This window comes from Rhodopseudomonas sp. BR0C11 (assembly GCF_010820945.1).
Taxonomy (GTDB): Bacteria; Pseudomonadota; Alphaproteobacteria; order Rhizobiales; family Xanthobacteraceae; genus Rhodopseudomonas; species Rhodopseudomonas palustris_H.
This window is the reverse complement of sequence record NZ_QTKI01000116.1, coordinates 1-12,341: the sequence shown is the minus strand read 5'-3', so window position 1 is coordinate 12,341 and position 12,341 is coordinate 1. Positions and strand designations below refer to the sequence as shown.

The 12,341-nt window shown below is 65.8% G+C and carries 10 protein-coding genes; 2 read left to right on the top strand and 8 right to left on the bottom strand.

Features of this window, described 5'->3' with window-relative positions; all coding sequences use genetic code 11:
* Positions 1-219: 219 nt before the first annotated feature.
* The 4 genes from DYI24_RS11450 to DYI24_RS11435 all read right to left on the bottom strand — a co-directional run bounded on the left by DYI24_RS11450 (position 220) and on the right by DYI24_RS11435 (position 6,475).
* A complete protein-coding gene (locus DYI24_RS11450) occupies positions 220-1,080 on the bottom strand; it encodes a MaoC family dehydratase (RefSeq protein ID WP_164572379.1) in 861 nt (286 codons plus the stop codon).
* A gap of 132 nt (positions 1,081-1,212) precedes the next feature.
* Positions 1,213-1,605: a Zn-ribbon domain-containing OB-fold protein gene (locus DYI24_RS11445; protein ID WP_164572378.1), complete on the bottom strand. Its 393-nt coding sequence runs from the start codon at positions 1,603-1,605 to the stop codon at positions 1,213-1,215.
* Positions 1,605-2,753 carry a thiolase family protein gene (locus DYI24_RS11440; protein WP_011158739.1) on the bottom strand — a complete coding sequence of 383 codons (1,149 nt, stop codon included), beginning with the start codon at positions 2,751-2,753 and terminating at the stop codon, positions 1,605-1,607. Before DYI24_RS11440 ends, DYI24_RS11445 begins: the two co-directional genes overlap by 1 nt.
* 236 nt (positions 2,754-2,989) lie before the next feature.
* Entirely contained in the window at positions 2,990-6,475 is a 3,486-nt protein-coding gene (locus DYI24_RS11435) for an indolepyruvate ferredoxin oxidoreductase family protein (RefSeq protein WP_164572377.1), read from the bottom strand.
* Between the two features lie 328 nt (positions 6,476-6,803).
* Here DYI24_RS11435 and DYI24_RS11430 point away from each other — a divergent pair, with 328 nt between their 5' ends.
* Complete coding sequence (locus DYI24_RS11430) at positions 6,804-7,205, top strand: hypothetical protein (RefSeq protein WP_164572376.1); 402 nt, start codon at positions 6,804-6,806, stop codon at positions 7,203-7,205.
* 226 nt (positions 7,206-7,431) lie between these two features.
* Positions 7,432-7,719, top strand: coding sequence for a GCG_CRPN prefix-to-repeats domain-containing protein (locus DYI24_RS11425; RefSeq protein ID WP_107356101.1), 288 nt, complete (start codon positions 7,432-7,434; stop codon positions 7,717-7,719).
* Positions 7,720-7,782: 63 nt separating this feature from the next.
* Here DYI24_RS11425 and DYI24_RS11420 read toward each other — a convergent pair whose 3' ends face one another.
* From DYI24_RS11420 to DYI24_RS11405, 4 genes are all read right to left on the bottom strand, one after another.
* Complete coding sequence (locus DYI24_RS11420; protein ID WP_164572375.1) at positions 7,783-8,592, bottom strand: DUF1295 domain-containing protein; 810 nt, start codon at positions 8,590-8,592, stop codon at positions 7,783-7,785.
* A 106-nt stretch (positions 8,593-8,698) separates the two neighbouring features.
* Positions 8,699-9,247 carry a hypothetical protein gene (locus tag DYI24_RS11415; RefSeq protein WP_164572374.1) on the bottom strand — a complete coding sequence of 183 codons (549 nt, stop codon included), beginning with the start codon at positions 9,245-9,247 and terminating at the stop codon, positions 8,699-8,701.
* Positions 9,248-9,334: 87 nt separating this feature from the next.
* Entirely contained in the window at positions 9,335-11,065 is a 1,731-nt protein-coding gene (locus tag DYI24_RS11410; protein WP_164572373.1) for a bifunctional protein-serine/threonine kinase/phosphatase, read from the bottom strand.
* Between the two features lie 69 nt (positions 11,066-11,134).
* The gene (locus DYI24_RS11405; protein ID WP_119019168.1) at positions 11,135-11,974 is read right to left on the bottom strand and encodes a formate/nitrite transporter family protein; all 840 of its coding nucleotides are present in this window, start codon (positions 11,972-11,974) and stop codon (positions 11,135-11,137) included.
* Positions 11,975-12,341 lie beyond the last annotated feature (367 nt).

The following is a 12,341-nucleotide window of genomic DNA, read 5'->3' as shown; positions in this document are numbered from 1 at the left end:
GCTTGGCGTAGGCCTCACCCAAGCCGCCGCCCGCCCCGGTGATCAACGCCACCTTGCCGTCGAGCAATCCCATCGCGTCCTCCCGTTGTTGCTGCGCGCTGACCGCGTCTGTTGTCGTCATTGCCGGGCTCGGCCCGGCAATCCATCTAGTTCGAAGCGATGGATGCCCGGATCAAGTCCGGGCATGACGCATCACTCGGAATAAGCGTCCTTCTCCACTCAGCCCAGCAGCGTCCGGCCGCTCTTGATCACCGTGACGTTGCGCGCCTTCACCCGCGCTTCGAACGAGATCACGTTGCCGTCCTTCCACATATCCATGGTGACGGTCTCGCCCGGATACACCGGCGAGGAGAACCGCACCGCATGCTGCCGGAACGCCGACGCGTCGTAATCGGCATAGGTCTGCAGCACGCCGCGGCAGGTCAGACCGTAGGTGCACATGCCGTGCAGGATCGGGCGCGGGAAACCGGCCTTCTGCGCAAACTCCGGATCGGAATGCAGCGGATTGCGGTCGCCGCAAAGCCGGTAGATCAGCGCCTGGTCCGGCCGGGTCGAGATGTCGACGCTGCGATCGGGCGCACGATCCGGCATCTTGTGCGGCTCGGGCTGCTCCAGCGCCGGGCCGCCGAAGCCGCCGTCGCCGCGGGCGAAGCGCGACGCCAGCAGCGTCGCCAGAGCCTCGCCGGTCTCGTCGCGCAGGATGGTCTGGTGACGGATCACCACGCCCTTGTCCTTGCCCTTATCGTACACTTCGACGACGCTGGAATCGGCGGTGATGTTCGCCGCCACCGGCATCGGCCGGTGGAAGGTGATGTCGCGCTCGCCGTCGACCACCAGCAGCCGGTTGAGGTTCATCTCGCCCGGCCCTGCGCCCCAGGCCGCGACCGAGGCGAAAGTCGGCACCACCTTCAACGGACGCTCGGTGTAGGTCGCCTCGTTGACGAAGCCGAGTTCCTTCTCGTCCATCGGATCGGCGCCCATGCCGATGCCATAGGCGTACAGCATCACATCGCGGTCGGTGTAGGCGTATTTCTGGCCGACACTCTTCAGCGCCATCAGTTCGTCATAGCGGGCCGACATCGGCTTCTCCTTTGTTTTATCTCTTTGACGAAAAATTCGGCCTCCCCGTCATTGCGACGAGCGAAGCGACGAAGCAATCCACATGCGCCATACGCGGCGCTGGATTGCTTCGCTTCGCTCGCAATGACGCGGCTAGGCCAGCGTAAAGAACGGCAGCGGCGCGCCGCCGTCGCTGGGCTTGAACACCACCTTGACCTTGGTGCCGATCTTCAGCGATGCGAAATCGCAGTCGACGAAGTTGGTCAGCACCGACGGGCCTTCCTTCAGCGTGACGTAGCCGATCGCGTAAGGACCGGTCGGCGACTTGCGCATCAGGCTGTAGCTGTAGATCTCGCCCTCGCCCTTGCTCTCTTCCCACACCGTCTGGTCGGAGAAGCAGAACGGGCACAGCGCGCGCGGGAAGTAATGCGCTTCGCCGCAAGCGGTGCACCGCTTGATCAGCAGCTTGCCTTCGGTCGCCGCATCCCAGAACGGCTTGGTTTCGGCGTTGCCCTGAGGCGCGGGATATTTCACGGGGCTGTTCATCACACGCGCTCCAGAATGCAGGTCGAGGCGGCGTGGCGGATGCCGAGCATGCCGCCGGTGCCATGAGCGATCGCGAGGTCGCAGTTCGGCACCTGCACCTTGGGATGCGCCTCACCGCGGAGCTGACGCACGGCTTCGAGCAGCTTGGTCATGCCGCCGCGATTGACCGGGTGGTTGCTGCACAGACCGCCGCCGTCAGTGTTGAACGGCAGCTTGCCGACGCCCGAGATCAGGTTGCCGTCGGCGACGAACTTGCCGCCCTGCCCCTTTTCGCAGAAGCCGAGATCTTCGAGCTGCATCAGCACGGTGATGGTGAAGCTGTCGTAGATCGAAGCGTACTTGATGTCCTTCGGCGTGACGCCGGCCATCTCGAACGCCGGCGGCGCGGACCACACACCGGCCGAATAGGTCAGATCGAGGTTGTGGCCACCGCGCGGCCCCTTGATCGCCTCGCCGGCGCCGATCATCCGCACCAGTGGCTTCTTCAGGCTGCGCGCGATCTCCTCGGTGGTGACGATCAGCGCACCGCCGCCGTCGGTGACGACGCAGCAATCCATCCGGTGCAGCGGATCGGCGATCAGCGGCGAGTTCAGCACGTCCTCGACGGTAACGACGTCGCGGAGCATCGCGTGCTCGTTGTACTGCGCATGATGCGAGGCCGCGACCTTGATCCAGGCGAGCTGTTCGGACGTGGTGCCGTACTGGTGCATGTGACGCGCGGCGCACATCGCGTAGACGTTGTGCGTGGTGGCGCCATAGGCCAGTTCGAAGTCACCTTCGGCGCCGACCGGGCGCGGCGGCAGCGCGCCGGTCCGCGGCTTGCCGGCCAGCGTGATCAGCGCGACCGAGCAGCGGCCAGCGGCGATCGCTTCCGCGGCATGGCCGAGATGCACCAGATAGGAGCAGCCGCCGGTGTCGGTCGAATCGAAATGGCGAACCTTGAGGCCGAGATAGTCGACCATCGCCATCACGCCGCCGGGCGCGTCGCCGGCGCAGAAGTAGCCGTCGATGTCGGCCTTGGTCAGGCCGGCGTCGTCGAGCGCACCTTTGGCGACTTCGGCGTGGAGCTGGGCGATGGATTTATCGGGCGCGTGGCGCGTGGGATGTTCGTAGATGCCGGCAATGTAAGCCTTGCCTCTTATTGTCAACGCAGTTCTCCGCTGGCGTTTGGTCGGACGGTTTTTGTGACCGCTCCAAGCGACCTTGGCAAGCGTGTTCGCGCGCGGGGACAATTACCACGTCGCGGAATGTTCTGGAGTCGCTCGGGCGTTTCCTCCGTCATTGCGAGGAGCGTAGCGACGAAGCAATCCAGAAGCGCCATGCACTGGGTTTCTGGATTGCTTCGCCTTCGGCTCGCAATGACGTGGAGAGGATGTTGGCCGACCTACTCCGCCGCCATCTGCCGCGGCGGCGCGGGCTGCGGGTCGCGCAGATTGGCGCGGAGTTCGGCGAACCGCGGCGCGGTGTCGTCCACCGACTTCTGCTTGATCGGGCCGTAGCCGCGAATCCGGTCCGGCATCGCGAGCAGCTCGACCGCGGTGTCGATCGTCGCCGGCGATAGATGCTGCAGCACGCTGGCGACGTCCGCTTCGTAGTCGGCGATCAATTTCCGCTCCAGCTTCCGCTCGGGGTGATAGCCGAACGGATCGAGCGGCGTGCCGCGCAGGAAGCTGAACTTCGCCATCGTCCGGAACACCGGCCGCATCGCCTCGCCGAACTGCCGCTTCTTCGGCCGGCCGGTGAGATCGATGCCGGGCAGGATCGGCGGCGCGAGGTTGAAGCTGATCTTGTAGTCGCCTTCGAACTGGTCGCGGATCTGCTGTTCGAAGCCCGGCTCGGTCAGCAGCCGCGCCACTTCGTACTCGTCCTTGTAGGCGAGCAGCTTGGCGTAGTTCAGCGCCACCGCACGCGGCAGCGCCTCGCCGTAGCCGCCGGCCTCCGCGGCGCTGCGAACCTTGGCGACCAGATCGGCGTAGCGCTTGGCCAGCCGCTTGCCCTGATACGAGGTGAGCAGCGCGCTGCGATGCGCGATGATCTCGTCAAGCGACATCTCGCCCTGGGTCTTGCCGGCGGTGGCATGATCGGCGCCGTGCAGCAGCGACGCCAGCCGTGCCGGATCGGCGGCGGCGAGCCGGCCGAGCCGGAACGCCTGGGTGTTCATCTTGATCGACACGCCGTTGAGTTCGATCGCCTGCTCGATCGCTTTCGCCGACAGCGGCAGCAGACCCTGCTGATAGGCGAAGCCCATCATCATCATGTTGGTGGCGATCGAGTCGCCGAGCAGCGTCTCGGCCGCCTTGGTGAAATCGAGGAACGCCGAGTCCTTGCGCAGCGCCGCTTCGAGCACGCTGTTGACCTTGCGGGTCTGGAAATCGAAGTCGCGGTTGCGGATGAAATCGGCGATCGGGATCAGATGGGTGTTGACGACGCCATGGGTGCGGCCCGCTTCGCACAGCGACAGCGTCTCCTTGGAGATCGCCATCACCTCGTCGGCGACGATCAGCACGTCGGCGGTGCCGGTGACGATCCGCGAACAGGTGACGTCCTCCGGCTTGTCCGACAGCCGGACGTGGCTGAGCACCGCGCCGCCCTTCTGCGCCAGGCCCGACATGTCGAGGATCATCGACGCCTTGCCTTCGATATGCGCCGCCATGCCGAGCAGCGCGCCGATCGTCAGCACACCGGTGCCGCCGACGCCGCCGACCGCGACGTTGTACGGCTTATCCAGCCCGGGCCGCGTCGCCGGCTCGGGCAACGAACCGAGATCTCCGAGATCGACCGCCGCGCGCTTGCGCAGCTTGCCGCCGTCGATGGTGATGAAGGACGGGCAGAAGCCCTTGAGGCAGGAGTAGTCCTTGTTGCAGGTCGACTGGTTGATGGCGCGCTTGCGGCCCAGCTCGGTCTCGAGCGGCTCGACCGAAATGCAGTTCGACTGCACCGAGCAATCGCCGCAGCCTTCGCACACCGCGGCGTTGATCATCACCCGGCGCGCCGGATCTTCCATCAGGCCGCGCTTGCGGCGGCGGCGCTTCTCGGCCGCGCACGTCTGCACGAACACAATCGCGGACGCGCCCTTGATCTCGCGGCATTCCTTCATCACCGCATCGAGCTCGTCACGGTGGCGCAGATGCACGCCCGGCGCAATGCTGTCGGCCGGATAGGCCTCGGGATTTTCGGAGACCAGATAGATCTGGCGGATGCCTTCGGAATGCAGCTGGTAGGTGATCTGCTGCGGCGACAGATCGCCGTCGTGACGCTGACCACCGGTCATCGCGACCGCGTCGTTGTAGAGGATCTTGTAGGTGATGTTCGCCTTCGAGGCGATCGACTGCCGGATCGCGAGGCTGCCGGAATGGAAGTAGGTGCCGTCGCCGATATTGGCGAAGATGTGCTTCTCGTCGGTGAACGGTGCGATACCGACCCACGGCACGCCCTCGCCGCCCATGTGGGTGAAGGTCTCGGTCGAGCGATCCATCCACAGCGACATGAAGTGACAGCCGATGCCGGCGAGCGCGCGGCTGCCTTCCGGCACCTTGGTCGAGGTGTTGTGCGGACAGCCCGAGCAGAAATACGGCGTGCGCGCGATCGGCACCACCGCCTGCACCTGCGAGGCGTCGCGGCCGTGGAACCAGTCGGCCTTGGCGCGCAGCATCTCGGCGATCGTCGGATCGATCTCCATCGCCAAGAGCCGGTCGACCATCGAGGTCGCGACCTTGGCGACGCTCAGCTCCTCGGCAAACGGCAGGAAGCGATGGTTGCGGTCGTCCATCTTGCCGATCACGCGCGGCCGCTCGCGCATCCCGAATAGCAGCTGCTTGACCTGGTTCTCGACGATCTCGCGACGCTCTTCGACGACGAAGATCTCTTCGAGCCCGCGCGCGAATTCCTGCACGCCTTCGGGCTCCAGCGGCCACGGCATGCCGATCTTGTAAAGCCGCAGGCCGATCCGGGCGGCGACCTGCTCGTCGACGCCGAGCTCGCGCAGCGCCTGGCGCACGTCCTCGTAGCTCTTGCCGGACGCCATGATGCCGAACCGCGCGTTCGGCGAATCCATGGTGATGCGGTTGACCTTGTTGGCGCGGGCGAACGCGGTCGCGGCAAAACCCTTGTAGTCCTGCAGCCGGCGGTCCTGGTCGTAGCGGTCGTCGGGCCAGCGCAGATTGAGTCCGCCCGGCGGCATCTCGAAATCGGTCGGAATCACGAACGGCTTCATCTCGTCGGCGAGATTGATCTCCGCGGTGGTCTCCACCGTCTCGGTGATCACCTTCATGCCGACCCAGCAGCCGGAGTAGCGCGACATCGCGATGCCGAGCAGCCCCATCTCGATCATCTCGTGGATCGACGACGGATACAGATACGGCATCAAGGCCGCGATGAAGGCATGGTCGGACTGATGCGGCACCGTCGACGACTTGGCGCCGTGATCGTCGCCTGCGAGACACAGCACACCGCCGTGCTTGGCCGAGCCCGCGGCGTTGGCATGGCGGAACACGTCGCCGCAGCGGTCGACGCCCGGGCCCTTGCCGTACCAGATGCCGGTGACGCCGTCGTACTTCGCGCCGGGCGACAGATTGAGCTGCTGCGTGCCCCAGATCGCGGTGGCGGCGAGGTCTTCGTTCACGCCCGGCTGGAATTTGACGTTGTACTGTTCGAGATGATGGCGCGCGGCGACGAGCTGCTGATCGTAGCCGCCGAGCGGCGAGCCACGATAGCCGGTGACGAAGCCGGCGGTGTTGAGGCCGGCCGCGCGGTCGCGCCGGACCTGTGCCATCGGCAGCCGCACCAGCGCCTGGATGCCGGTGAGGAAGACGTGTCCTGAGTGCTGCGTGTATTTCTGATCGAGACTGATCGGTCCCTGGTCGATTCCCATCCGGCCCTCGCGAAAGGCATTGGACCGCAAGGGCCATTCGGCCGCTGAAGCGGTCTCTGTTTCGAAACAGTCTAAGCTGGTTTTTCCGCCTCGCGCACCACAAAAAGCCGCGCGTTCAAGGCATTCCGCCTGTTCGCATTTTGATGTCTCAAAAGCCGCATCCCGCTTGCATGAAGTGCCGCCACGTTGCGGCTCGGCGAACGATCATGTCCGGTGCACCGCAACACGTTCCATCCGTGGTGATCGTGATTCGCCCAGGGAACCAAGGGCGGCGCGGGAACGGAAGGTTAGGCGATGGATTGGTGGAGGAAGCCGAAAGGAGGACTCCATGGCGCAAGGCAATCCTGACGATCCCTACCGGCGCGACACGGCGCCCGACGATCCCCGCTCGCCGTCGCAGCTCGATGCGCAGTTGCAGGCCGACCCGGAGATGCGCGAAGGCCCGGTGACGTCCGGCCGGCTCGCGCTGTTCGCCGTCGCCATCGTGCTGGTGTTCGCCGCCGTGTTCTATGGCATGAGCGGGCCGTCGACCGATCCGAACAATCCCTCGGTCGCGACCCAGACCTCACCACCGCCCCCGGGCCAGACCGATGCGCACAACGCGCCGCCAGTGCCGCCCGGCGTTCGCGACGTGACGCCCCGCGGCGCCGATCCGAACGCGCAGAACGGCGTCACCACCGGCGCAGCCCCCGCGCCCCGCGCGGCCCCGAGCAGCGGCAACGCCAACTAACAGCTCGCTCGCGACTTCACCGTGAGCATGCGGCGAACGGCGCAAGTCGTTCGCCGCATCGCTGTGTCCGCCAGCGTGCAGACGGGTGCGGCTGCATTCATGCCGTGTTCAGACCGAATCGGCTAAACGAAATCTGGGGACGAGTAACACGCGGGCTGCCTTCGGATCGAAGCGACCGCGAGGGTCACAGAGCCGCTGATCGGCCAGTGAAGGGAAGAACTGACAAATGAAGAAGATCTTTGCCGCAGCCTTGTTTGCCGCAACGCTGGTGGGAGCCGGTGCCGCCAATGCGATGCCGCTGGCGCCGCTGGGCTCGCCCGCGACCGGCGACGTGATCCAGGTCGCGCAAGGCTGCGGTCCGGGCTGGGCGCGTGGTCCGATGGGCCGCTGCCGTCCGATGTATGCGCGTCCCGGCTATGGCCGTCCGGTCGTGGTGCCGCCGCGCGTCGTCGCGCCCCGCGCCTGCCCTCCCGGCTACGCCTGGCGTCACGGGCGCTGCTTCCGCCGGTTCTGATCGGCCTCGCATCGCTCACGAAAAGCCCCGCTCGCGCGGGGCTTTTTTGTGGTCCGGCCAAGTTCAGCGAAACCGGATCAGCAACTTGCGCAAGGTGTAGAGCGGCACCCACGGAAACAGGATCGGCACGGTCCGAACGTACTCCTGATAGTCAGGCCGATCGCCGTAGCGTTCGTCCTGCTTACGCTCGAGCCCCGCGGATGCGGCCGTCATCAGGGCCAGAATGTACAGCATCCCGAGTAGCGACAGCGCCCAGGCCGCGCCGGAGCCATAGGCCGACAGGCCGGAGAACCACACGCCGAACCAGAACACCATCTCGCCGAGATAGTTCGGACAACGCACCTGGCGATACAGCCCGGTGTCGCAATAATGCGCCGGGTGCTCGGCCTTGTAGCGATACTTCTGCCAGTCGGCGAGGCTCTCGACCCACAGCCCCACCGCCATGATCATCACGCCGAGCGGCGTCGATACCGGCCACACGCCCTGCGCCTGCAGCGACAGCGTCAGCAGCGCGGGCAGGAACAGCAGCGTGAACAGCAGGCTGACGCCGAGCCAGATCGCGATCTGATGCCACAGCTTCAGCTCGGCAGTGCGGCGCTCGGCGCGCGCGAGCTCGGCCGCATAAACGGGATTGCGCTCGCGCACCGCCAGGAACGCGCCGAGCCGAACGCCGTACACCAGCAGCAGCAACAGCTGCAGCGTCACCCAGCCGGAGATGGTGGTAGCGAACAGCAGCGCGAACACCAAGCTTTGCGCCGCGATCGCGCCCGCATAGCACAGGCTGACGAAGTAATAGACGCGCCGGAACCCGGGTGCCGCAACGACGAGGCAGACGGCGAAAGCCAGCGCAACGAGATGCCACGGTACAGTCATGTCGATGCACGCGTCCTTGCCCCGGTGACGACCTTATAGGCCGCCGATGATGACCCCGCCATGTCCGGCATCAAAGCCGCACCCGATCGGCCGGCCGCCCGCCCGATTATTTGGTCGTACAGCGCTGGCCGGGAACGCGGCTGTCGCAGACCCGCGTCACTTCGAAGAACCGAGTCCACAGCTTGCGCTGCTTGGCATCCGGCTCGGCAGCCGCGGTCATCCGCAGCGCATAGAAGTTCTCGCGCCCCTGCACCGCCTTCCACCAGGTCAGCGCCGGCTTGCCGGCCTCCTTGGCCTGCGGGCAGCTCTCGCTCCACATCACCATCGGATACAGGTTTTCGTTGCCGTGCCGCAGCTGCTCGAAGCGCGCGCCCGGGCACTCCGCCGCGGCCTTCTTCTGGCTCGCCTCGCGAAACGCCTCGGGTGATTGGTCGGTCTGTTTGAACAGCGTCTGCGCCGTGATCCGCGTGCTGGCGCTGGCGATGTTCTCGGTGCCGGGCACCAGCACCGTGGTGCTTTCCTTGGCGTTGCTGGCTTCGGCCGCCACCTTGAAGCCCTTGGGCGATTGCAGCAGCAGCTTCTCGGTGTCGGCGGCGCGCGCGGCGCCGGCGGCGGCGACCGTCGCGATCAGGCACAGAACGGCAATGCGGAGCATGAACGATGAGCCCGGATGATTGAAGGCGGCGAAGCTTGCCCGAGAACCGCAGCCTGTTCAATATCGCTCCAGACGCGGCGCGATCGCTCAGATGCTGCCATGCAGCCGCGCCAGCAGCGCCACGACGATCAATCCAAGCAGCGCCGATAACAGTTGCCAGAACAATAGCGGATTGCGCGCAGCGAGCGGCTGCGGCCGGGCATCGAGATAGTCGGCCCGCGGATGCCGCAGATCGTGAACGAATTCCGACAGCGCCGGATAGCGCTTGGCAGGCTCCAGGCTGACGGCGCGTTGCAGCGCGCGGTCGACCCAGACCGGCACCTGCGCGTTGTGGTCGGCTGCCGGGCTGTAACGCAGCTTGCGGGATTTCAGCGCCTGGTTGGCGCGCGCCAGCTCGGCGCCATAGGGCAACCGGCCGGTCAGCATCTGATAGGCGATCACTCCGAGCGAGAACTGATCCGCCAGCGCCGAGCCGCCCTGCCCGGCGAAATATTCCGGCGCCATGTATTGCACCGTGCCGAGCAGCTCGTCGCCACCCGCCGGCCCCAGCTCGGCGACGCCGGCGACACGCACCGAGCCGAAGTCGATGATCTTCACCGTGCCGCTGCGGTCGATCAGCACGTTGGCCGGCCGCAAATCCTGATGCACCATTTCCTTGCGGTGGAACGCGTAGAGCCCCCTTGCGATCTGCTCGATCAAGCCGCGAACGGTTTCGAGCTCCGCGCGCGGATGGTCAATCATCCACTGCGCCAACGTCTGGCCTTCGATGTACTCGAAGGCGACGTAAAGATAGCTGCGCGGCCGTTGCACCGCGCACGGCTTCAGCACGTGCGGACTGTCGATCCGCCGCGCCGCCCATTCCTCCAGCATGAACCGCTTGCGATAGTCCGGATCGTCGCGCAGATCGGCCGAGGGGATCTTCAGCGCCACCAGCTGTTCGGTGGCGAGATCGCTGGCGAGATAGATGTGGCTGCGGCTCGAGCCGTGCAGCTCGCGAACGATCCTATAACCGTCGAACTCGGCGCGGGGCTCGAGCAGCGGCGGCGGCAAGTCGGCCGCCCGCCCGAACAGGTCGATCGAATCCGCATCCGGCACGGTCTCGATCCGCACCAGCTGCACGGTGAGATTATCGTCGCTGCCGTTGGCGAACGCCTCGCCGATGATCGCCCGAGCCGCGGCGTCGAGATCGCCGGCATGATCGCGCAGCATCTGCACGACGAAGCGCTGGGTGATATGCTCGTACACGCCGTCGGTCGCCAGCACGAACAGATCGCCGGGGGCGACCGGCACCGCCAGATAGTCGATCTCGACCTGCGGATTGACGCCGAGCGCACGACCCAGATAGCTCTGCTCTGCAGACAGCCGAACGCGGTGGTCCTCGGTGAGCTGCTCCAGCGAGGCGCCGGCCAGCCGATAGATCCGGCTGTCGCCGATGTGAAACAGATGCGCTGCCGCGCCTTTGAGCACCAGCGCGCTCAAGGTGCAGACATAGCCCTTGTCGCGATCGTAGCGATAATCGCTGCGCCGGGTCTCGGCGTGCAGCCATGAATTGGTCGCCGCGATCACCCGCTGCGCCGACGACTTCACCGACCAGGCTTCCGACGTGCAGTAGTAATCAGTGAGAAAGCTCTTGACAGCGGACTCGCTCGCGACCTGGCTGACGTCGCTCGACGAGATGCCGTCGGCGAGCGCGAGCGCGATGCCCTTGGTGGTCAGCAGCGGCTCGGCCGGGATCAGCGCGCCATAGAAGTCCTGATTGACGGGCTTACGCCCCTGCGACGACGCCTGCCCGATCGAGACTGTGAGCTGCTGCGCCATGCGCCCTGCTGCGACCCAAGAAAATGGGAGCTTCACCCGGACCGGGCGAAGCTCCCGGAGGCGATCAGCTTACGCCGCGACGCGCGGCGCCGGAACCGCTTCGATCCGGCGCTTTGCCGCGGTGCGGACGTGGGTGGTGTAGAGCGTCAGCCCGGTGAAGGCGAGCCCGCCGACCAGATTGCCGAGCACGGTCGGGATCTCGTTCCAAACCAGATAGTCGAGTATCGAGAACTTGGCGTGCAGCATCAGGCCCGACGGAAACAGGAACATGTTCACCACCGAGTGCTCGAACACCATGTAGAAGAACACCAGGATGGGCATCCACATCGCCAGCACCTTGCCCGGCACCGTGGTCGAGATCATCGCCATCACCACGCCGGTGGAGACCATCCAGTTACACAGCATGCCGCGGAAGAACAGCGTCGCCATGCCGGCCGCGCCGTGCGCCGCATAGCCGAGGGTCCGCCCCTCGCCGATATTGCCGATCACCGTGCCGACTTTGTCGGGATCTTGCGTAAAGCCGAAGGTGGTGACGAACGCCATCAGGAACGCCACCGTCAGCGCACCGGCGAAGTTGCCGATGAACACCAGGCCCCAGTTGCGCAGCACGCCGCCGATCGTCACGCCGGGACGCTTATCGAGCCACGCCAGCGGCGACAGCACGAATACGCCGGTGAGCAGATCGAAGCCGAGCAGATACAGCATGGTGAAGCCGACCGGGAATAGCAGTGCGCCGATCAACGGCTGGCCGGTATTGACGTTGATCGTGACCGCGAACCACGCGGCGAGCGCCAGAATGGCGCCGGCCATATAGGCGCGGATCACCGTATCGCGGGTGGACATGAAGATCTTGGACTCGCCAGCGTCGACCATCTTGGTGACGAATTCAGAAGGCGCGAGGTAGGACATCTGCTCCGTGCTCCGTTTGCTGCTGAAAAGGCCGCGTCGGAACGCACAAGCGGAGGAAGCAACAAGGGGGGCGGAGCCTCGACGACACCGCGGCTCTCCATCGGCGGGAGAGCTGTCCCATTGCTGTCTGCCGGACACCGGCTTGGCAATTCTCGGACGGCGGTCGTCGTTGACCGGAACTTACTAAGCAATCGCCGTGCCAGCGTCTGACGGCTCCGGCTACGCGCATTTCCCCCGAGAAATTCCTCAGATAACGCCCCTCCGGCTCAGCCGCCGCCGGCCCCGATGCCCAGACTCTGCGCAACAGGCCTGCGCATAGCTCGCATTTGAGGCAGCCCAACAATTAGCCCCTGGGGCCCCTTAAGCG

Coding starts and splice junctions, on each gene's coding strand:
- DYI24_RS11450 (WP_164572379.1), bottom strand. CDS start 1,080: ATGTCGGCCCGCTATGACGAACTGATGGCGCTGAAGAGTGTCGGCCAG.
- DYI24_RS11445 (WP_164572378.1), bottom strand. CDS start 1,605: ATGAACAGCCCCGTGAAATATCCCGCGCCTCAGGGCAACGCCGAAACC.
- DYI24_RS11435 (WP_164572377.1), bottom strand. CDS start 6,475: ATGGGAATCGACCAGGGACCGATCAGTCTCGATCAGAAATACACGCAG.
- DYI24_RS11430 (WP_164572376.1), top strand. CDS start 6,804: ATGGCGCAAGGCAATCCTGACGATCCCTACCGGCGCGACACGGCGCCC.
- DYI24_RS11425 (WP_107356101.1), top strand. CDS start 7,432: ATGAAGAAGATCTTTGCCGCAGCCTTGTTTGCCGCAACGCTGGTGGGA.
- DYI24_RS11420 (WP_164572375.1), bottom strand. CDS start 8,592: ATGACTGTACCGTGGCATCTCGTTGCGCTGGCTTTCGCCGTCTGCCTC.
- DYI24_RS11415 (WP_164572374.1), bottom strand. CDS start 9,247: ATGCTCCGCATTGCCGTTCTGTGCCTGATCGCGACGGTCGCCGCCGCC.
- DYI24_RS11410 (WP_164572373.1), bottom strand. CDS start 11,065: ATGGCGCAGCAGCTCACAGTCTCGATCGGGCAGGCGTCGTCGCAGGGG.
- DYI24_RS11405 (WP_119019168.1), bottom strand. CDS start 11,974: ATGTCCTACCTCGCGCCTTCTGAATTCGTCACCAAGATGGTCGACGCT.